The organism is Streptomyces sp. Z26 (assembly GCF_003665095.1).
GTDB classification, from domain to species: Bacteria; Actinomycetota; Actinomycetes; order Streptomycetales; family Streptomycetaceae; genus Streptomyces; species Streptomyces phytohabitans.
This window is the reverse complement of the sequence record NZ_RCHV01000002.1, coordinates 119,925-139,783: the sequence shown is the minus strand read 5'-3', so window position 1 is coordinate 139,783 and position 19,859 is coordinate 119,925. Positions and strand designations below refer to the sequence as shown.

Sequence of the window (19,859 nt, the reverse complement as noted above, 5' to 3'; positions counted from 1 at the left end):
GCCGCGCGGCGCGGTCGACCCGGTCGGTCAGCCGAGCCGGGGTGCCGCCAGCACCTCACCGGCGCCGACGGGATGCAGCGCGGGTACGGCGGCGGGTTCGCGTTCCGTGTCGCCCGCGTGCCCGGCCGCCGGCGCCAGCCGGGTGCGCAGGCAGTCGTCGACGTGGTCGGCGGCGGCGCCGATCACGCGCCGGGCGCTCACGAGGGCCTGCACGCCGATGAGGATCCAGACGAAGTTCGCGGTGACGGACGGCCAGGAGCCGGTGGAGGCGGCCGAGACGGCCAGCAGGGCGGCGCCGAGCAGGTTCAGGGACTGGAACGCGGCCGAATCCGGTTCGATCCGGCGACGGGAAACAAGGGCGTAGGCCGCCGCGGTGGACAGGGCGCCGATCCATCCGGCCGCTTCCGCGACCAGGGACAACATCTCCTTCATGCCGACATCGTGGCCTTCCGCACCCCTGTAGCGCAATCGAAGTTATCTGCTCTCGGGGTTAAGCTCACCTGAATGGATATCGACCCCCGCAGACTGGCCGTCCTCCTCGCCGTCCACCGGGCCGGTGGCGTGCTCGCGGCGGCCGACGTACTGCGTCTCTCGCCGTCCGCCGTGTCCCAGCAGATCGCCCGGCTGGAGGAGGCGATCGGCACCGCCGTGCTGGACCGCCAGCCCAGCGGCGCCGTCCTCACCCGCGCGGGCCGGGTGCTGGCCGACGCGGCGGAACGGGTGGAGGCCGAGCTGATAGACGCCCGCAAGGCGCTCGCCGCGCTGCGGGAGGACGTGACCGGAACGGTGGTCATCGGCGCGTTCCAGACGGTGATCCGTACGCTCCTGGTGCCGCTCGTGCACCGGCTGGAGGAGGAGTTCCCCGCGCTGGAGCTGGTGATCCGGGAGATGGAGAGCGAGAAGGCCAAGGCGGAGCTGCGGGCGGGGGCCGTCGACCTGCTCCTGCTGGAGGTCAACGGCGGCGTCGGCCCCGGGCCCGCGCCGCGCGGCACCCGCGACGTGCCGGTGCTGGAGGAGCCGTGGCTGGTGGTGATGCCCGCGGCGACGCCCGTCCCGGCGAGCACCGCCGACCTGGCGAGCCTCACCTGGCTCGGCGTCGACTCGGACACCGCGGCGCACGCGGCCACCGAGCACGCCCGGCGCGGGCTGCCGGGCGCGCCGCCCGCGGCGCACAGCTACCACGACTACCAGGTGGCGCTGTCGCTGGTCTCCGGCGGCCTCGGGATCGCGGTCGTCCCGGCACTGGCGGTACGCGGCGCGCTGCCCGAAGGGGTCCGCGCGGTGTCCCTGCCCGGCCTGGGGACCCGCAGCCTCATCGCCCGCCACCGTACGACCCGTTCGGAACCGCGCACGGAGGTCGTCACCGTCCTGGACGCGATCATCGCGCTCGCCGCCGAACTGGACGCCGACACCCCGCGCCCGCCGGAACCGGCGCGGGGCGGCTGACGCCACGGGCCGTCCCGCGCCGGGGCGTGCTCATTCGTTGGGGCGCAGGGTCCAGACGATGCTCATCTCGCCGGTCACGGCACCGTCCGCGCGGGTGAACGCCACGCGCACGGGGAACTCGGGCCGCTCTCCCGCGTCCAGTTCCGCGACGATCTCGGTGGCGGGGCGGCCGAGTTCGGCGGTGGCGGTGACGGTGCCCTTGGCGAGCTTCGCGTAGCCGATCTCCGCCTTGACGGCGAGCGGCACGGCCCGTGAGAGCTGGTCACCGAAGGCGGCCAGCACGATGGCGCCGCTCGCGGACTCCCCGAGCGTGAACATGGCCCCCGCGTGCGGGCCGCCGAGGTGGTTGTGGAACGCGCTCTGGTCGGGCAGCGAGAGGACGGCGCGCTCGGCCGTCGTCTCGTGGAATTCGAGGTTGAGGGTGCGGACCATCGGCACGGTGGCCGGAAGCAGTTCGCCGATCGACGGCAGGGGTTCTGCGGACATGCCGGGCACGTTACCACCGGGTAACAAGGCGTGGAAGGCCGATCCCGGGACGGTACGGGCGGGGGACGGGAAGCCGTGCGCGCGGAGCCCGTGTACCGGCTCGGTACCGATCCGCGACCGGCCGTGGTCCGGCCCCTGAGCGGGCAATAGAGTTACCGGCCATGTGGCCAGGAGACCAGCAGCCCGGTGGCGAACAGAACCCGCAGCAGCCGAACCCGTACCAGCAACCGGGACAGCCCGGACACCCGCAGTCGGGGGCGGGACAGCAGCCGAACCCGTACCAGCAGCCCGGCCCCTACCCCCAACAGCCGCCGCAGCAGCCGGGATACGGCTATCCCCAGCAGCCGGGCGGCTACCCGCAGCAGCCCGGCCAGCCGCCGCAGGGCGGGCCGTCGGACAAGCAGCCGTACCCGCCGCAGCCGTACGGGCAGCAGCAGTGGGGCGCCCCCGGGCAGCCCGGCGCGCCGCAGCCGCCGCAGGGCGGGGGTGGCCGGAAGAAGGCGGTCATCGCCGGGGTCACGGCCGTCGCCGTGGTCGCCGCCGCGGTCGCCGGTTTCCTGCTGCTCCAGGACGACGGGGACGACAAGGAGACCGCTGGCGGGGACAAGCGCCCCTCCGGCTCACCGACCGCGGAGGAGCCCTCGGCGGAGCCCACCCCCGAGGAGTCCGACGACCCCACGGACCCGGTGGTCCCCGGCTGGCAGACCGTGGTCAACCCCAAGCACTTCTCCGCGTTCGACGTCCCCAAGACCCCGGACTGGGAACTCGCCTCCACCGGCACCATCACGGGCTTCGAGGACGAGGACGGCAAACTGCTGGTCGCCATGTCCGCGCCCGCGTACTACAAGCAGGACTGGTGCAAGGACAGCAACCGCGCCGTCGTCGGCACCAAGGGCGCGCAGGGGTCCAAGAACACGAAGGAGGCGGCCGAGATCGCGGCGTCCAACTTCGTGCTCGCAGGCTACGACCAGAAGCAGAAGGGCACGCTGAAGGAGTCCGGCGGCAAGCCGTTCAAGAACGCGCACGGCATCAAGGGCCACACCGCCGTCGCGACGCTCACGGGCGGCCCCAAGGACAGCAAGTGCGACCCCGGCGCGGCCAAGGCCGTCACGGTCTCGTGGATCAACGCCAACGACGACCTCGCCATCTGGATCATGCTGACGGACGCGGGGGTCGACGACGAACTGCCCGACGCCACCGTCAAGAAGATGATGAACAGCCTCCGTTCCTCCGGCGAACCGGGCGAGGCCGGCGACCCGCGCGGCTGACGGCCGTACGGGTCTCCCTCACCCTCAGCCGACGCCGAACGCGCCCTCCGGCGGGACCGGTGACCGCTCCGCGGCCTCGTCCCGCACGGGCGCGGCGTCCGCCGCCATCCGGCGCAGCGCCGCCCCGTGCACGACGCGCGCGGGGAACGCGTCGGCCGCGGTGCGCCGCGCCAGCTCCCGTACGGGCGGCTCCGTACGGGAGGCGAGCAGCACCGTGTTGCCGAACCGCCTGCCGCGCAGCACCGCGGGCTCCGCGATGAGGCACAGGTGCGGGAACACCGCGGCGAACGTGGCGAGTTGGGACGCGAGGAAGCGGAACGGGGACGCGTCCGCGAGGTTCCCGGCGTACACGCCGTCGGGGCGCAGCACCCGTGCCACGGCCCGCGCGTACGGCAGCGTGGTGAGGTGCGCGGGGACGCGCGAGCCGCCGTACACGTCCCCGACCACCACGTCGGCGCTCGCGGCGGGCAGCCCCTCCAGCACCGTACGGGCGTCCCCCGCCTCGACCCGCAGCCCGGGGTCGGGCGGTAGCGGCAGCCGCTCGGTGACGAACGCGAGCAGCGCCCGGTCGTACTCCACGACGTGCTGCCGGGAGCCGGGGCGGGTGGCGGCCGTGTAGCGCGGCAGCGTCAGCGCGCCGCCGCCGAGGTGCAGCACGTCGAGGGGGCCCGGGGGACCGGCCAGGTCCAGCACGTGGCCGAGCCGTCGCGCGTACTCGAACTCCAGGTGCAGCGGGTCGTCGAGGTCCACGTACGACTGCGGGGCGCCGTCCACGGTCAACAGCCAGGCGCGGGGCCGGTCGACGTCGGGCAGCAGCTTCGCGGTGCCGCCCGTGACGGGGCGGCTCTCGGGCAGGGGCTCGCCGTCCGGCGGGAACGCTTCGTGCGGGGACTCGGGTTCTGGCACGGCCCCATTGTGGCGGGCGCGGGCGCCCGGTGCTCCCGTGGCCGCCCCCGGCCCGTGCCCGCGCGGGTCAGTCCGCCGGGACCGCCCCGCCGCGCCCGGTGGCGTCGTCCTCGCGGTCGAGTCCGCCCGCCCGGTGGGCGCGGGCCAGCTCCACGTACATCGCCGCGTTCGCCCGGATGCCCTCGCGCTCCTCGTCCGTCAGCTGCCGCTTCACCCGCGCGGGCACCCCGGCGACCAGTGAACCGGGCGGCACCCGCATGCCCTGCGGTACGAGGGCCTGCGCCGCGATCAGCGAACCGGCCCCGATCCGCGCCCCGTTGAGGACCGTCGCCCCCATCCCGACCAGTACGTCGTCCTCCACGGTGCAGCCGTGCAGCACCGCGTTGTGGCCGACCGAGACACGGTCCCCGACGACGGCGGGGAAGCCGGGGTCGGCGTGCACGGTGCAGTTGTCCTGGATGTTGCTGTCCCGGCCGAGGACGATCGTGTCGCAGTCGCCGCGCAGCACCGCGCCGTACCAGACGCTGGCCCCCGCGCGGAGCGTCACCCCGCCGACCACGACGGACGTGGGAGCGACCAGCGCGTCCGGGTCCACGTCGGGCGTACGGCCGCCCACACTCGCGATCAGCGCATCCAGTCCGGCCATGGTCCTCGCCTCTTCCGTCCGTGCGTTCCGGCGTTCCTGCGTCCGTGCGTCCCGTGCCGCCGGGCGTGCGGTGCCGCCCGTGCGTCCTGGCTGCACCGTAGATCATGGCCGGGTCCTGGGGGGAAGATCACAGGGAGTACGCGGAGCCCCTACGGGCGGCTGCGGTTACCGTGAGCGGGTGCCCCGGCTCAGGAACGCCTTCGACTCGCTCGCCGCGCGCGCGGTGCACGGACTCTGGCGCGGCGCGCAGCGCCTGGGCGGCGTGACCGCCGAACGGCGCGGCCCGTACGCCTTCCGGGCCTTCGGCACCGGCAGTCGACTGGCCTTCCCGCAGGGGACGATATTCGGCGCCGCGTGGATCGAGATCGGTGACCACTGCGTCATCGGCCAGGACGTGACGCTGACCGCGGGCATGATGCCCGACCTGGACCTCGGCCCGGAGACGGTGCTGCGGCTCGGCAACGGCGTGGTGCTGGGACGCGGCAGCCACGTCATCGCGGACACCTCGGTGACCCTCGGGGACGACGTGTTCTGCGGCCCGTACGTCTACATCACCTCGACCAACCACAGCTACGACGACCCCGAACAGCCGGTCGGCAAGCAGTGGCCGCGCACCGCGCCCGTCGAGATCGGGCGCGGCAGCTGGCTGGGCGCGGGCGCGGTGATCCTGCCGGGAGCGCGGCTCGGCCGGAACGTGGTGGTGGCGGCGGGCGCCGTCGTGCGCGGCGAGGTGCCCGACCACGCGGTCGCGGCGGGCGCGCCCGCGCGGATCGTACGCCGCTGGGACCCCGACGACGGCTGGCAGCCGCCGTTGCGCACGCCGCCGCCCGTACCCATACCGGAGGGCGTCACGCCGGAGCAGCTGTCCGCGCTGACGGAGCTGGTCGAGCGGAACGTGCCCGCCACCGGCCGCGAAGGGCCCTGAGGCGTACGGCCGTCGAGGCGTACGGCCCGTGTCCGTACGTCCGTACGCCCGCGGCCCGGTCAGCCCGACGCGAGCAGCACCGTGCCGAACAGCGCGAGGCCCGCGCCCGCGGCCTGGACCACGCGCAGCCGCTCCCGCAGGACGCCGCGCGCGGCGAGGGCGGTGACCAGCGGGTACAGGGAGGCGAGCACGGCGGCGACGGTGACGGGGCCGAGCTGCGCGGCGACCATGTACGTGCCGTTCGCGGCGACGTCCGCCAGCCCGACGAAGGCCAGCGCGGGCAGCGCGGCGGTCAGCGTCCGGCGGCCCTCCTCGCGGGTCGGGCCGGGCAGCGCGGGGGTGCCGCGCCGTACCTGCGCGTAGAGCGCGGCGCCGCCCACCAGCACGTTGCACACCCGCTGCACGAACAGCGCGAGGAACAGCCCGGCCATGGTCGACGAGGCGTGCTCGATCAGCGCCAGCACCGCGCCGAAGCCGAAGGCGGCGACCAGGGTCAGCAGCAGCGTCCGCCGCTGCACGGGCGCGCCGCGCAGCTCCGGGCCGCCCGCGAGCAGCACGCCTCCGACGGCGACGAGCAGCCCGACGGCCTGCAGCGGGCCCGGCCGTTCGCCGAGCGCCAGCCCGGCGCCGACCGGCACCAGTACCGCGAGGGAGGCGAGCGGCGAGACGACGCCCATCGGGCCCTGGGCCAGCGCGCGGTAGAACGCGAGCATCGCGACGGGCCCGACCGCGCCCGCCCCGACCGCGAACCACAGCTGCGGCCCCCACTCGCTCCAGCCGCCCGTCGCGACGACGAGCACGCCGAGCACCGACATGGCGAGCGTCTGGGACACCACCACGACCGTGAGCGCGGGCATCCGCCGGGTGAGCAGCCCGCCGCCGAAGTCGGCCAGCCCCCACATCAGACTGGTGACCAGGGCCAGTACGGCAGTCATCGCGGCTCCTCGCAGTACGGTGTGATGAACGCTGAAGTCCAGCACACCGTAGTGCATTCTGTTCGACCCAGTCATCCAAAATATTTGACGGTGCCGGAGTAACGTGACCGACCTCGACCACCTCACGCAGTCCCTCGCCCGCAACCTGAAGCGCCACCGCCAGGAACGCGGCTTCACCCTCGACGCGCTCGCCGCGCGCGCGGGCGTCAGCCGGGGCATGCTCATCCAGATCGAGCAGGCGCGCACGAACCCCAGCGTCGGCACCGTCGTCAAGGTGGGCGACGCGCTCGGCGTCAGCGTCACCACCCTGCTCGACTACGACCAGCAGCCGCAGGTCCGCCTCGTACCCGCCGAGCAGGCCGTACGCCTCTGGTCCACCGAGGCGGGCAGCCACAGCACCCTCCTCGCCGGTACGGAGGCACCCGGGCCGCTGGAGCTGTGGTCCTGGCGGCTGATGCCCGGCGAGGGCAGCACCTCCGACCCGCACCCGCCGGGCACCACGGAACTGGTGCACGTCACCACCGGCGAGCTGACGCTCTCCGCGCACGGCGCCGACCACGCGCTGCCCGCGGGCACCTCCGCGTCGTTCGAGGCGCACGTCCCGCACGGCTACCGCAACGACGGCGCCGTACCGGTCGAGATGACGATGGCGGTCTCCGTTCCCGCGCCCCGCTGAGACCCGTACGGGACGGGGAGGCCCGTACGCCCGTGACACCCGTACCCCGGACGGCCGCACGACCCGCCGTGGGGGAGGCCGGCATGGATCACGGCGGCATCACCCCCCTTCGGCCTGCCGGGCGGCCCCGGGGTGCGAGCCGCCGCCCGCGCGGCGCGCCGCTCAGCCGGCCCGTTGCCGTTCCCGCTCCAGGCGCGGGAGTTCGATCGCCGGGCAGCGGTCCATCACCATGTCCAGCCCGGCCGCGCGGGTCCGCGCGAACGCCGCCTCGTCGACCACGCCCAGCTGGAACCACACGGCCTTCGCGCCCACCCGTACCGCCTCGTCGGCCACGGGCCCGGCCAGCGACGCGTTGACGAACACGTCCACCACGTCCACGGGGAACGGGATGTCCGCCAGCGTCGCGTACCCGCGCTCCCCGCCGACCGTCTCCGCCTTCGGGTGCACCGGCACGACCCGCTTGCCGTGGCGGCGCAGCACACCGGCCACGCCGTACGCCGCCCGGTCCGCGTTGTTCGACAGGCCCACCACGGCCCAGGTGTCGCCCGTCCCGGTGAGGACCCTGCGGATCGTCGCCTCGTCCGCGTACCCGCCGGGTCCGCCGTTCTCGCCGTTCTCGTCTGCGCCCATGCCCGGACAACGGGCGCGCACCGGCACCGCATTCCCGCGGCCCGGCACCGCCCCCGTACGGCGGCGCCCGTAGGGTGGCGGCATGCCCGACCGCTACGTGACCCTCGCCCGCGAGGGCGTCCACGAGACGGAGGTCAACCGCTCGCGCTTCCGCTGCGCCCTCGCGCCCGCGGCCGACGAGGCGGAGGCGCGGGCGTTCCTCGCGCGGGTCCGCGCCGCGCATCCGACGGCGGGCCACCACTGCTGGGCCTACGTCCTCGGCGCGGACGGCTCCGTGCAGCGCGCGAGCGACGACGGCGAGCCGGGCGGCACCGCCGGGGTGCCGATGCTCCAGATGCTGCTGCGGCGCGAGACGCGGTACGTGGTGGCGGTCGTCTCCCGCTGGTTCGGCGGTACGAAGCTCGGCGCGGGCGGCCTGATCCGCGCCTACGGCGGCGCCGTCGGGGAGGCCCTCGACGCGGTCGGCACCGTCGTACGGGAACGCTTCCGGCTCGCCGAGGTCACCGTCGGGCACGACCGCGCCGGGCGCCTGGCGAACGACCTGCGCGCGGCGGGCCGCGACGTGCGGGACGTGGCGTACGGCACGGAGGTCACGTTCACGGTCGGGCTGCCGGAGGCGGACGTCGGGACGTTCGGCGGCTGGCTCGCGGACGCGACGGCGGGCACGGCGCGGCTCGAACTCGGCGGCGAGGTCTACGGATCGGCCGCCGGACCGGCCTGAGCGGGGGCCGGCGCGGCGCGGGGGCCGGGTGTCGCGGGCGTTGTCAGTGCCTGGCCGTAGGGTCCTTGACCATGCGTCTGCTCCACACATCCGACTGGCACCTGGGCCGCGGCTTCCACCGCGTCAGCCTGCTCGACGCCCAGCGCGCCTTCCTCGCGCACCTCGTGGACACGGTGGACCGGCACCGGGTCGACGCGGTGCTCGTCGCGGGTGACATCTACGACCGCGCCGTCCCGTCCCTCGCCGCCGTCGAGTTGTTCGACGACGTGCTGCACCGCCTGGCCGACCTCGGCGTGCCCGCCGTCCTGACCTCCGGCAACCACGACTCCGCCCGCCGCCTCGGCGTCGCCGCCGGACTCATCGGCAGATCCGGCATCCACCTGCGCACCGACCCCGCGGGCTGCGGCACCCCCGTCGTCCTCGCGGACGACCACGGCGACGTCGCCTGCTACGGGCTGCCCTACCTCGAACCGTCCCTCGCCCGCGGTGTCCTGGGCGCCGAGGGCCGCGGCCACACCGCCGTGCTGTCCGCCGCCATGGACCGGGTCCGCGCCGACCTGGCCGAACGGCCCGGCGGCACCCGTTCCGTCGTCCTCGCGCACGCCTTCGTCACCGGCGGCGAGGCGTCCGACAGCGAGCGGGACATCACCGTCGGCGGCGTCGCGTCCGTCCCCGCCGGGGTCTTCGCCGGGGTCGACTACGCGGCCCTGGGCCACCTGCACGGCTGCCAGACCGTCAACGAACGCGTGCGGTACTCGGGTTCGCCCCTCGCGTACTCCTTCTCCGAGGCCCGGCACCGCAAGACGATGTGGCTCGTCGACCTCGACGAGCACGGCGCCGTCCACGCCGAACGCGTCCCCTGCCCGGTGCCGCGGCCCCTCGCCCGGCTCCGCGGAACCCTCGACGAGCTGCTGGAGAAACCGGAGTTCGAACGGCACGAGGACGCGTGGGTGGAGGCCACGCTCACCGACACCGCCCGGCCGCGTGAACCGATGGCGCGGCTGGCCGCGCGCTTCCCGCACGTCCTCAGCCTCGTCTTCGACCCCGACCGGACCGAGGAGGGCACCCGGGGCAGCTACGGCGACCGGCTGCGCGCCCGCACCGACCAGCAGATCGCGGAGGACTTCGTGGCACACGTACGCCCCGGCCGGGACGCCGACCCGGGGGAACGGCGCCTGCTGCGCGACGCGTTCGAGGCCACGCGCCCGGAGCGCGTCGCGGAGCCGGAGCGCGCGCCGGAAGGGGTGGGCCGATGAGGCCGCACCGGCTGACGCTGACGGCGTTCGGACCGTTCGGCGGCACCCAGCGCGTCGACTTCGACGAGCTGTGCGCCGCGGGCCTGTTCCTGCTGCACGGGGCGACGGGCGCGGGCAAGACGTCGCTGCTGGACGGCGTGTGCTTCGCGCTGTACGGCACGGTGCCCGGCGCCCGGCAGCAGCCCGGCGGCACCCTGCGCAGCGACCACGCCGACCCGCACACCCTCACCGAGGTCGTGCTGGACGTCACCGTCGGCGGACGGCGGTTGGAGATCACCCGCCGCCCGGAACAGCTCCGCCCGAAGAAGACCGGCACCGGCCGCACCCGCGAACGCGCGCACTCCGCGCTGCGCGAGTGGGACGCCGCCGAGGGGGAGTGGCGCGCGCTGAGCCGGTCGCACCAGGAGATCGGTGACGAGGTCGGGCAGCTGCTCGGCATGAGCCGCGACCAGTTCTGCCAGGTCGCGCTCCTCCCGCAGGGCGACTTCGCGCGCTTCCTGCGGGCGGGCGCGGAGGACCGCGCGAAGCTGCTGGGGCGGCTCTTCGACACCGGCCGGTTCGCCGCCGTGGAGGAGGAGTTGGCGCGGATGCGCCGGTCCGCGCAGGACGAGGTGCGCGAGGCCGACGAGGCGCTGCTCGCCCTCGCGCACCGGACGCGGCAGGCGGCGGGCCCGGCCGCCGAGGCGGACGCCCCCGAGGACCCGCCCAAACCGGCGCCCGGCGGTGGGAACGGGCGCGCCGCCGGGCGCCGCCGCGCCCCCGGCGGCGGCCTGCCCGACCAGCGCGCCGCCGGACCCGGCGCGGAGCCCGGCGAGGCCGGGCCGCCCGGCGCCCCCGGCGACCCGGCGCTCGCGGACACCGTGCTGGCCGAGGCCGCCGTGGCGCGCTGCGGCGCGCGGGAGCGCCGCGACGCGGCGGCCGTCGCCGCCCGTACGACGCGGGAGGCGCACGACACGGCCGTACGGCGCCGGGACGAGGCCGGTGAACTGGCCCGCCGCCAGGAGCGGTTCGCCGAGGCGCGGCGCCGCCACGAGCAGCTGTCGGGCGCGGCCGGGGAGCGGCGCGACACCGCCGGGCGGCTGGCGCGCGCCCGCGCCGCCGCCGCCGTCGCGCCCGCCGTGGCGCTGCGTGCCGCCGCCGAGGCCGAGCACGCCGCCGCGGCCGACGACGAGGCGCGCGGGCGGGCCCGGCTGCCCGCCGGGCACGCCACCGCGGACGAGACCCGCCTCACCGAGCTGGAGCGGGAGACCCGGCAGCGGCTCGGCGCGCTCGCCTCCGCCCGCCGGGCTGAGGGACGCGTCCGCGAGATCGACACCGAACTGGCCGCCGTGGAACGGGAGTCGCGCGCCGACGACGACATCCTGCGGGACGCCGACGAGTGGCTGTCCGACTGGGAGCGCCGCCACGGCGAGCTGCGGGCACGCGTCGAGCGCGCGCAGACCGCCGCCACCCGCTCGGAACACATCGCGGGCCGACTGGAACCGGCCCGCCTCCGCCTCACGGCCGCCCGCGACCGCGACCGGCTGGAGGCCGAACGGACCACCGCGGACGAGGCGCTGCTCCGGGCCCGCGAACGGGTCACCGCCGCCCGCGACCACTGGCTCGACCTCAAGGAACGGCGGCTGCGCGGCATCGCCGCCGAGCTGGCCGCGGCGCTCACCCCCGGCGCGCCCTGCGCCGTCTGCGGCGGCACCGAGCACCCCGCCCCCGCCCGGCCCGGCGCGGACCACGTCGACCGGCACACCGAGGAGGCCGCGCTCGCCCGACACGGCGAGGCGGAGACCGCCCGGGAGGACGCGGCCCGCGCGCTGCACGCCGTGGACGAGCGGCTGACCGCCGCCCGCGCCACGGCCGGCGCCGAAGCCGTGGCCCGACTGGCCGACGCCGTACGGGAGTTGGAGGCCGGGCACGCCGCCGCGCACGCGGAGGCCGCGGGCGCGCACGCCGCGCGGGAGGAGCTGGAGCGGGCCGAACGGGAGCACGCGCGGCGTACGGGCGAGCAACGCGAGGCGGAACGGCGCGCGGCCGCCCGTACCTCGCACCGCGAAGGGCTCCTGCGGGAGCAGGCCGAGCTGGCCGAGGAGGTGCGGCGGGCGCGCGGCGACGCGGTCGACGTCGCCGCGCGCGCGGCGGAGCTGGAGCGGCTGGCGGTGTGCCTCACCGACGCGGCGGGCGCCGCCCGCGCGGCGCGGGACGCGGCGCGGCGGCGTACGGACGCGCGGACCCGGGCCGCCGAGGCCGCCCGGCAGGCGGGCTTCGACTCGCCGGAGGCCGCCGCCGACGCCGCGCTGGACGAGGCGCGGCAGCGCGCCGCGCAGGAGTGGCTGGACCGCTGGCAGGCCGAGGAGACCGCCGTGGCGGCCGAGTTGGCCGACGAGCGGCTGACCGCCGCCGCGTCCCGGCCGCCCGCCGACCCGCGGGCGGCGGAGACGGCCGCCGCCGCGGCCGCCGAGCGGCTGCGGGACGCGCACGCCGTGGAGCAGGCGGCGCGCACCCGCTGCGCCGAGCTGGACGAGCTGGGCGCCCGCGCCGCCGCCGACGTCCGGGCCATGGCGCCGCGCCGCGCCGCCCACCGGCGGGTCGCCGCCCTGGCGCACCTCACCGCGGGCACCGCCGCGGAGAACGAGCGGAAGATGCGCCTGGAGACGTACGTGCTGGCCGCCCGCCTCGAACAGGTCGCGGCCGCCGCCAGCGCCCGCCTCGCGCGCATGTCCGGCGGCCGCTACACCCTGGTGCACTCCGCGGAGCGCGCGACGGGGCGCGGCCGGTCCGGGCTGGGCCTGCACGTCGTCGACTCCTGGACGGGCGTCGAGCGGGACACGGCCACCCTGTCGGGCGGGGAGACGTTCTTCGCGTCGCTCGCCCTCGCCCTGGGCCTCGCCGACGTCGTCACCGACGAGGCGGGCGGCACCCCGCTCGACACCCTCTTCATCGACGAGGGGTTCGGCAGCCTGGACGAGGACACCCTCGACGAGGTGCTCGACGTGCTCGACTCCCTGCGGGAGCGGGACCGCAGCGTCGGGATCGTCAGCCACGTACCGGACCTGCGCCGCCGTGTCCCCGCCCAGCTGGAGGTGGTGAAGACCCGCGCCGGCTCGTCCGTACGCCGCCGCGCGGTCCCGTCCGGCGGCTGACGGGCGGGCGCGGGGTCGGCGGACACCCGGCCCGCCGACCCGGCGCCCGCCGCACCGCCGCCCCCGCCCGGCTCAGAGCGCCGACAGCTCCGCGACCAGGTCGTCCAACCCCAGCGACCCCTGCGACAGGGCCGCCATATGCCACGCCTTCGCGTCGAACGCGTCGCCGTGCGCCGCCCGCGCCGCCTCCCGGCCCGCCAACCAGGCGCGTTCGCCGAGCTTGTAGCCGATGGCCTGGCCCGGCATGCCCAGGTAGCGCACCATCTCGCTCTCCACGAAGTCCGCCGGACGCCCGCAGTGCATCCCGTAGAACTCCTGCGCCAGTTCCGGCGTCCACCGCTCGCCCGGGTGGAACGGCGACTCCGCCGGGATCTCCAGCCCCAGGTGCATGCCGATGTCCACGATGATCCGCAGCGACCGCATCATCTGCGCGTCGAGGTAGCCGAGCCGACGCTCCGGGTCCCCGAGGAACCCCAGCTCGTCCATGAGCCGCTCCGCGTACAGCGCCCAGCCCTCGGCGTTGGCGCTGACCATGCCGACCGTCGTCTGGTAGCGCGACAGCCGGTCCGCGACGTACGCCCACTGCGCCAGCTGGAGATGGTGCCCGGGAACGCCCTCGTGGTACCAGGTGGAGACCAGGTCGTAGACGGGGAAACGGGTCTCGCCCATCGTCGGCAGCCAGGTGCGGCCGGGCCGGGAGAAGTCCAGCGACGGCTGCGTGTAGTACGGCGCCGCCGCGCCGCCGGGCGGGGCGAGCCGCGACTCCACCCGCCGTACGGGCTCGGCCAGTTCGAAGTGCGTGCCGTCCAGCTCGTCGATGGCCTCGTCCATCAGCGACTGGAGCCAGGCGACGACCTCCTCGGTGCCCTCGATCGCCTGCCCGTGCGTGTCCAGGTGCCGCAGCGCGTCCCAGGGGGTGTCCGCGCCGGGCAGGATCCGCTCGGCCTCGGCGCGCATCTCGGCGAGCAGCCGGTGGAACTCCGCCCAGCCGTACGCGTACGCCTCCTCCAGGTCGAGGTCGGTGCCGTTCCAGTAGCGGGCCCAGCGGGCGTACCGTTCGCGGCCGACGGTCTCCGGGGAGCCCGCGATGCCCGGCGCGTACACGTCGCGCAGCCAGTCCCGCAGCGCCCGTACCGCGCCCGTCGCGTCGGCGGCGGCGTCCGCCAGCTCCGCGCGCGCGGCCTCCGGCCCCCCGGCGGCGAACGCGGCGAACCAACTCCCGCCGTCCGCCCCCTCGTCCGACGCCCCGCCGTCCGCACCGTCCGGGGTGTCACCGATCCACTCGCCGAGCTGCCCGAGGACCGTCTCCACCTGGCGCGGCCCCGCCGGGAGCCGCCGCGCGAGCCCCGCCTCCAGCGACAGCCGGTAGCCCTCCAGCGCCGCGGGCATCGCCCGCAGCCGCGACGCGACGGCCGCCCAGTCGGCGTCGGTCTCGGTGGGCATCACGCTGAGGATGCCGCGTACGGAGTGCACGGGCGAGCTGAGGTTGCTCACCGCGCGCAGCCCCTCCCCGGCGTCGTGCACGGCGAGTTCGGCGGTGAGCCGTTCGCGCAGCAGCCGCGCGCAGCGCCGTTCCGCGTCGCTGTCGGCGCCGGGCCGCTCCTCGGCCTCCGCCAGCCGTACGAGCGTGTCGCGGCCGAGCTGCGCCAGCGCCTCCTGCCCGGCGGGGGAGAAGTCCGGCAGCCTGCCGTGGCTGGTGGGGACACCGAGGTAGGTGCCGGTGATCGGGTCGAGTTCGACGAGGGCGTCGACATAGCTGTCGGCGACCTCGCGGGGCAGGAGCGGCGCCTGGTCGGGGGCCGGCGTGCTCTTCGGGTTCATCGCGTCGGACATGCGCCCATCCTGGTACGTGCGGCCTGCCGCGTCACGCGGGCGGGAGCAGCGGTCCGCACTCCCACTGCTGGAAGATCAGCCGCGTCTCGACGCGGGCGACCTCGTTGCGCGACGTGAACTCGTCCAGCACCAGCCGCTGGAGGTCGGCCGTGCCGGTCACCGCGACGTGCACCAGGTAGTCGTCGGGCCCGGTGAGGTGGAACAGCGCCCGGGACTCCGGCAGCGCCCGCACCCGTTCCACGAACGGCCCGATCAGCTCCCGCCGGTGCGGCCGCACCTGCACCGACAGCAGCGCCTCCAGCGACCGGCCGAGCCGCGCCGGGTCGAGCCGCAGCGCGTGCCCCAGGATGACGCCGCCGCGCCGCAGCCGGGCGACCCGGTCCAGGCACGTGGAGGGGGCGACACCGACGGCCGCGGCCAGCTCGCGGTACGTCGTCCGGGCGTCGTTCTGCAACAGACGCAGTATGTCCAGATCGACCGGATCGAGCGCGACGGAACCAGGCATCGGCCGAACGTAGCACGGCTGTTCCCCGCAACCACCCGTGAGGTGTTCAGAATCGGCACCACGCAGACGCCGTCGACGAAGACGACACCGGAGGAGCCGACGACCATGGAGCCGACACCCGCCGCCCGCGCGCTGGCCACCGAGGCGGTGCACGCCGGGCGGGACGACCTCGCCGCCCTCGGCGTGCACGCCGCGCCGCTGGACCTGTCCACCACGTACCCCTCGTACGACAGCCGCGCCGAGGCCGCCCGGCTCGACCGGTTCGCCGCCACCGGTGAACTGCCCGACGGGCCGCCGGTCTACGGCCGCCTCGACAACCCCACCGTCGCCCGCTTCGAGCAGGCCCTCGCCCGGCTGGAGGGCACCGAGGACGCCGTCGCCTTCGCCAGCGGCATGGCGGCGCTCACCGCGGCCGTCCTCGTACGGGTCGGTGACGGGCTGCGGCACGTCGTGGCCGTACGCCCGCTCTACGGGTGCAGCGACCACCTCCTCGACGGCGGTCTGCTCGGCACCGAGGTCACCTGGACCGACCCGGCGGGCATCGAGGAGGCGCTGCGCCCCGACACCGGCCTCGTCCTCGTCGAGACGCCCGCCAACCCGACGCTCCGCGAGCTGGACCTGCGGGCGATCGCCCACTCGTGCGGCACGGTGCCGCTGCTCGCGGACAACACGTTCGCGACGCCCGTGCTCCAGCGCCCGCACGAGAGCGGGGCCCGGTTGGTGCTGCACAGCGCCACCAAGTACCTGGGCGGGCACGGCGACGTGCTCGGCGGCGTCGTCGCCTGCGACGCCGAGTACGCCCGTAAGCTGCGGCAGGTCCGCTTCGAGACCGGCGGAGTGCTCCACCCCCTCGCCGGCTACCTGCTGCTGCGCGGCCTCGCCACCCTGCCCGTACGCGTCGCCGCCCAGTCCGCGACCGCCGCCGAACTGGCCCGGCGACTGGCCGCGGACCCCCGCGTCGTACGCGTCCACTACCCGCGGCTGGGCGGCGCCATGGTCGCGTTCGAGGTGGCGGGCGACCCGCACGAGGTGATCGCCGGGGTGCGGCTGGTGACGCCCGCCGTCAGCCTCGGCAGCGTCGACTCCCTGATCCAGCACCCCGGTTCGATCAGCCACCGCGTCGTCGGTGAGGCGGGCCGGTCCGCGGGCGGCATCAGCGACCGGTTGCTGCGGATGTCCGTGGGGCTGGAGGACGTCGAGGACCTGTGGCGCGACCTCGACGCCGCGCTCAGCGGCCGGGGCCGTCCGACGGGGAGTGCGCGGGAGACGCCGGAGCGGGCGTACGGTCCAGCCGCGCCGTGATCACCAGGGTGCCGGCCTCGATCTGGTGCTCCAGGGGGAGGCCCAGGCTCCGCATGGCCGCGGCCATGCCCGTGTTCGACGCCTGGGTGACGGCGTACACGTGGGCGCAGCGCGTCTCCGCGGCCATGTCCACGAGCCGCCGGACGAGTTCGGTGCCGATGCCGCGCCGCTGCCAGTCGTCCTCGACGAGCAGGGCGATCTCCGTCTCGTCGCCGTCCCACAGCAGGTGGCCGAGGGCGACGAGGCGGCCCGACGCGGTCTCCGCGGCGAGGGTGCGGCCGAAGCGCGGCGACAGCAGGTGCTGGAGGTAGCGGTCCGCGTCGCCGACGGGCCCGTGGTAGCGCAGCGACAGCGTCCGCGGCGAGCACCGCTCGTGCATGGCGCGGGCGGCCTCGACGTCGCGGGTGTCGGCGCGCCGTACGGTGATCCGTCGCCCCTCCGACAGCGCCAGCGCCTCCCGCCCGCGCGGTACGCGGCTCTCCCCGAGCCGCGCGTCCAGCTCCACCAGGGCGCGGGCGCGCGCGAACTCCGCCGGGGTGAACGGCGGGTCGTGCCGCTCCACGGCCAGGGTGCCGCCCGCCGGGTCGGGGAAGCGCAGCAGGTGCTCCCCGAACTCGCCCTCGGGCGGCACCGCCGCCGCGCCGGACGCGCCCGACGCGTTGCCCACGGCACCGGCGGGCAGCGACCGTACGACGCAACGGCCCAGCAGCTGCCGTAGCGCCAGGGGGAGTTCGGCGGAGTCCAGGGCGGTGCGGGTGGCCAGGGCCAGCGCCTGCGCGGGCGCGTCGACGAGGTCGTGCGCGACGGCGCGCTCCACCCACGTACGGGTGCCGCCCGCGCCCGCGACCAGCTGCCTCAGGTCGTCGGCGGTGAGCCCCCCGGGGGCCCGCACCAGCAGTTCGTCCACCGTCCAACCGCCCGGCGACGGGGCGTCGTCGGGGCCGCCGGGGCCCAGCGGCAGCGCCTGGAGGGTGAGGACGTCGATCCGGCGCTCCGCCAGCGCCGTGCACAGGGCGGCGAGGGACCCCGGCTCCTCCCGTACGGTCGTCCGCATCCGCCACAGCGCGGGGCGGAGGTCCGGCAGGGACGGCTCCACCGCGCGCGCCTCCGGCGCCGCGTGCGCGCGACCGCGCGCGGAGCGCGGGCGGAACGCGGCGGTGAACCGGTCGCGGCGGCGGGGACGGCCGGTGCGGCGGGACGGCGGGTGCGGCGGTACGTCGGTCATGGGACTCACCCTCACTCTCCGGTGTTGCGCGACCACGAACGCCCCGTGACAGATGAGTAAAAGCTGTATCCGTGGGGTTGGTGACGTTTTCGGCCATTCCGTACGGGCGGTTCCGGGGGTCGCCCGCGCCGTCCGCACGGCCGCCGGGAGGCGGCCACGGTCAGCCAGACGCCGTGCGCCGCCCGGTGGTTGACGCCCGCCGCCCCCGACGCGGGCCGTACGCCGCACCGTCCGTCCCACCCCGCCCCGCCGCGTACGTCACGACCCGCCCGTACGGCTCACTGCCCGGCGCGCCCCGGCTGGAGCGTCCGCGTGAACAGCACCGCGCCGCCCTCCTCCCGCAGCCGTACGGTCAACTCGCCGCTGGCCGCGTCGATGTCCACCTGCCCGAAGAACTGGCCGCCCGCCGACGGCGGCACGTTGGCCGACTCCGGTGCCTTCAGGAACGCCTGGTGCGGCCCGAACGTGCCGTCGAGCTTCAGCGCGGGGAAACCGCCCGCGTTCAGCGGTCCCGACACGAACTCCCAGAACGGCGCGAAGTCCTGGAACGCCGCGCGCGACGGCTCGTAGTGCTGCGCCGAGGTGTAGTGCACGTCCGCCGTGAGCCACACCGTGCCGGTGACGCCCCGGTGCTTGATGTGCCGCAGCAGCTCCGCGATCTGGAGTTCGCGGCCCAGCGGGGCGCCCGGGCCGCCCTGCGCGACCGCCTCGAAGTCGGTGGCGCCGTCCGGGACGACCAGCCCCAGCGGCATGTCCGAGGCGATCACCTTCCACACCGCGCGGGACCGCGACAGCTCCCGCTTGAGCCAGCGCAGCTGCTCGGCGCCGAGGATGCCGCGACGGTCGTCGGGCTGCCTGCCGGGGGAGTTGGCGTTCCGGTACGCGCGCATGTCCAGCACGAACACGTCGAGCAGCGGGCCGTGGCGCAGCACCCGGTGCACCCGCCCGCCGTCCGTGCCCCCGCCGCCGTGTTCCCCGCCGTGTCCGCCCGGGCCCGTGTGCGGGGCGCCGAAGGGGAAGTACTCGCGGAACGCGCGCAGGGAACGGGCGGCGAGCACGTCGGTGTCCTTCACCGTGTACCGGTCGTCGTCCAGGAGCTGGCCCGGGTACCAGTTGTTGTGCACCTCGTGGTCGTCCCACTGCACGATCCACGGGACCCGCGCGTTGAAGTCCCGCAGCGAGCGCGCCAGCAGGTTGTAGCGGTAGTTGCCCCGGAACTCCGCCAGCGTCTCCGCGACCTTCGACTTCTCCTCCGTGGTGACGTTCCGCCACACGCCGCCGCCGGGCAGCGGCACGGTCGCCTCGATCGGCCCGTCCGCGTAGATGGTGTCGCCGCTGTTCAGGAAGAAGTCCGGGTCCAGCGCGGCCATCTCGTCGAAGATCGGGTAGCCGCCGCGGTCCGGGTTGATGCCCCAGCCCTGCCCCGCGATGTCGCCGGACCACACGAAGCGCACGTCGCCGCCGCCCGCGCCGCCCCCGGCCCGCCGCGCGCCCGGCGCCGTACGGAACGTGCCGCGCACCGGCTCGCCCGTGCGCCGCGGGTCGTCCGGGTCCGCGAGCAGCACCCGGTAGTGGACCTGCTCCCCGGCGGGCAGGCCGCGCAGCGCCGTCGTCCCGGTGAAGTCCGTGCCGGGTCCCAGCAGCGGGCCGTGCCAGCGGCGTACCCGGTGGAACGACTCCGTCGCCGAGGTCTCCACGACCATCCGCGCCGGACGGTCCGCGCGCACCCACACCAGCCCCGAGTCGGCCGTCACGTCGCCCGTCTGCACGCCCCACCGGGCCTCCGGCCGCCCGGACAGGGCCTGCGCGGGCGCCGTACGGGAGAGCAGCGGCAGCGCGGCGGACGCGGCGAGGGTGCCGCGCAGCAGGGCGCGGCGGGCGGGCGCGGGGCGGCCCGCGGGGGTCGCGTCGGGGTCGGCGTGCGTCATCAACGGCCTCCGGGGAGCGGGGGAACGAGGAGAGCGG

18 protein-coding genes are annotated in these 19,859 nt (G+C 76.1%); 8 read left to right on the top strand and 10 right to left on the bottom strand.

Annotated elements, in window-relative coordinates; translation table 11 throughout:
• Nucleotides 1-27: 27 nt before the first annotated feature.
• Nucleotides 28-432, bottom strand: a complete 405-nt coding sequence (locus tag D7M15_RS00610; protein ID WP_121515674.1) for a hypothetical protein — start codon at nt 430-432, stop codon at nt 28-30.
• 72 nt (nt 433-504) lie between these two features.
• Here D7M15_RS00610 and D7M15_RS00605 point away from each other — a divergent pair, with 72 nt between their 5' ends.
• Nucleotides 505-1,446: a LysR family transcriptional regulator gene (locus tag D7M15_RS00605; RefSeq protein ID WP_121515673.1), complete on the top strand. Its 942-nt coding sequence runs from the start codon at nt 505-507 to the stop codon at nt 1,444-1,446.
• 30 nt (nt 1,447-1,476) lie between these two features.
• Here D7M15_RS00605 and D7M15_RS00600 read toward each other — a convergent pair whose 3' ends face one another.
• Nucleotides 1,477-1,932 carry a DUF4442 domain-containing protein gene (locus tag D7M15_RS00600; RefSeq protein WP_121515672.1) on the bottom strand — a complete coding sequence of 152 codons (456 nt, stop codon included), beginning with the start codon at nt 1,930-1,932 and terminating at the stop codon, nt 1,477-1,479.
• Nucleotides 1,933-2,093: 161 nt separating this feature from the next.
• Between D7M15_RS00600 and D7M15_RS00595 the strand changes: the two genes are divergently transcribed.
• Nucleotides 2,094-3,200 carry a hypothetical protein gene (locus tag D7M15_RS00595; protein ID WP_121515671.1) on the top strand — a complete coding sequence of 369 codons (1,107 nt, stop codon included), beginning with the start codon at nt 2,094-2,096 and terminating at the stop codon, nt 3,198-3,200.
• 24 nt (nt 3,201-3,224) lie between these two features.
• Here the strand turns inward: D7M15_RS00595 and D7M15_RS00590 are convergent, their stop codons facing one another.
• Nucleotides 3,225-4,106 carry a fused MFS/spermidine synthase gene (locus tag D7M15_RS00590; protein WP_121515670.1) on the bottom strand — a complete coding sequence of 294 codons (882 nt, stop codon included), beginning with the start codon at nt 4,104-4,106 and terminating at the stop codon, nt 3,225-3,227.
• Nucleotides 4,107-4,173: 67 nt separating this feature from the next.
• Nucleotides 4,174-4,752 carry a gamma carbonic anhydrase family protein gene (locus D7M15_RS00585; protein WP_121515669.1) on the bottom strand — a complete coding sequence of 193 codons (579 nt, stop codon included), beginning with the start codon at nt 4,750-4,752 and terminating at the stop codon, nt 4,174-4,176.
• Nucleotides 4,753-4,930: 178 nt separating this feature from the next.
• Between D7M15_RS00585 and D7M15_RS00580 the strand changes: the two genes are divergently transcribed.
• Entirely contained in the window at nt 4,931-5,677 is a 747-nt protein-coding gene (locus D7M15_RS00580; RefSeq protein ID WP_121515668.1) for an acyltransferase, read from the top strand.
• Between the two features lie 59 nt (nt 5,678-5,736).
• Here D7M15_RS00580 and D7M15_RS00575 read toward each other — a convergent pair whose 3' ends face one another.
• Complete coding sequence (locus D7M15_RS00575; RefSeq protein WP_121520062.1) at nt 5,737-6,612, bottom strand: DMT family transporter; 876 nt, start codon at nt 6,610-6,612, stop codon at nt 5,737-5,739.
• A gap of 103 nt (nt 6,613-6,715) precedes the next feature.
• Here D7M15_RS00575 and D7M15_RS00570 point away from each other — a divergent pair, with 103 nt between their 5' ends.
• Nucleotides 6,716-7,288, top strand: a complete 573-nt coding sequence (locus D7M15_RS00570) for an XRE family transcriptional regulator (protein WP_121515667.1) — start codon at nt 6,716-6,718, stop codon at nt 7,286-7,288.
• A gap of 162 nt (nt 7,289-7,450) precedes the next feature.
• Here the strand turns inward: D7M15_RS00570 and D7M15_RS00565 are convergent, their stop codons facing one another.
• The gene (locus tag D7M15_RS00565) at nt 7,451-7,918 is read right to left on the bottom strand and encodes a CoA-binding protein (RefSeq protein WP_121515666.1); all 468 of its coding nucleotides are present in this window, start codon (nt 7,916-7,918) and stop codon (nt 7,451-7,453) included.
• 82 nt (nt 7,919-8,000) lie between these two features.
• On the opposite strand from D7M15_RS00565, the gene D7M15_RS00560 reads away from it, so the two are divergent.
• The 3 genes from D7M15_RS00560 (at nt 8,001) to D7M15_RS00550 (ending at nt 13,029) form a co-directional block, all read left to right on the top strand.
• On the top strand, nt 8,001-8,639 hold the full coding sequence (locus D7M15_RS00560) for a YigZ family protein (RefSeq protein WP_121515665.1): 639 nt from the start codon (nt 8,001-8,003) through the stop codon (nt 8,637-8,639).
• Between the two features lie 71 nt (nt 8,640-8,710).
• Nucleotides 8,711-9,895 carry an exonuclease SbcCD subunit D gene (locus tag D7M15_RS00555; protein ID WP_121515664.1) on the top strand — a complete coding sequence of 395 codons (1,185 nt, stop codon included), beginning with the start codon at nt 8,711-8,713 and terminating at the stop codon, nt 9,893-9,895.
• Nucleotides 9,892-13,029: an SMC family ATPase gene (locus tag D7M15_RS00550; RefSeq protein WP_121515663.1), complete on the top strand. Its 3,138-nt coding sequence runs from the start codon at nt 9,892-9,894 to the stop codon at nt 13,027-13,029. The genes D7M15_RS00555 and D7M15_RS00550 overlap by 4 nt, the downstream gene beginning before the upstream one ends.
• A 72-nt stretch (nt 13,030-13,101) precedes the next feature.
• Here the strand turns inward: D7M15_RS00550 and D7M15_RS00545 are convergent, their stop codons facing one another.
• Together D7M15_RS00545 and D7M15_RS00540 are read right to left on the bottom strand one after the other, a co-directional pair.
• A complete protein-coding gene (locus tag D7M15_RS00545; RefSeq protein ID WP_121515662.1) occupies nt 13,102-14,862 on the bottom strand; it encodes a DUF885 domain-containing protein in 1,761 nt (586 codons plus the stop codon).
• A 31-nt stretch (nt 14,863-14,893) separates the two neighbouring features.
• Complete coding sequence (locus tag D7M15_RS00540) at nt 14,894-15,367, bottom strand: Lrp/AsnC family transcriptional regulator (RefSeq protein WP_121515661.1); 474 nt, start codon at nt 15,365-15,367, stop codon at nt 14,894-14,896.
• A gap of 105 nt (nt 15,368-15,472) precedes the next feature.
• Here D7M15_RS00540 and D7M15_RS00535 point away from each other — a divergent pair, with 105 nt between their 5' ends.
• A complete protein-coding gene (locus D7M15_RS00535; protein ID WP_121520061.1) occupies nt 15,473-16,669 on the top strand; it encodes a PLP-dependent transferase in 1,197 nt (398 codons plus the stop codon).
• On the opposite strand, the gene D7M15_RS00530 is transcribed toward D7M15_RS00535, so the two are convergent.
• Both D7M15_RS00530 and D7M15_RS00525 read right to left on the bottom strand, forming a co-directional pair.
• Nucleotides 16,596-17,894: a GNAT family N-acetyltransferase gene (locus tag D7M15_RS00530; RefSeq protein WP_121515660.1), complete on the bottom strand. Its 1,299-nt coding sequence runs from the start codon at nt 17,892-17,894 to the stop codon at nt 16,596-16,598. The genes D7M15_RS00535 and D7M15_RS00530 overlap by 74 nt on opposite strands.
• A gap of 278 nt (nt 17,895-18,172) precedes the next feature.
• Entirely contained in the window at nt 18,173-19,822 is a 1,650-nt protein-coding gene (locus tag D7M15_RS00525) for an alkaline phosphatase D family protein (protein ID WP_121520060.1), read from the bottom strand.
• Nucleotides 19,823-19,859 lie beyond the last annotated feature (37 nt).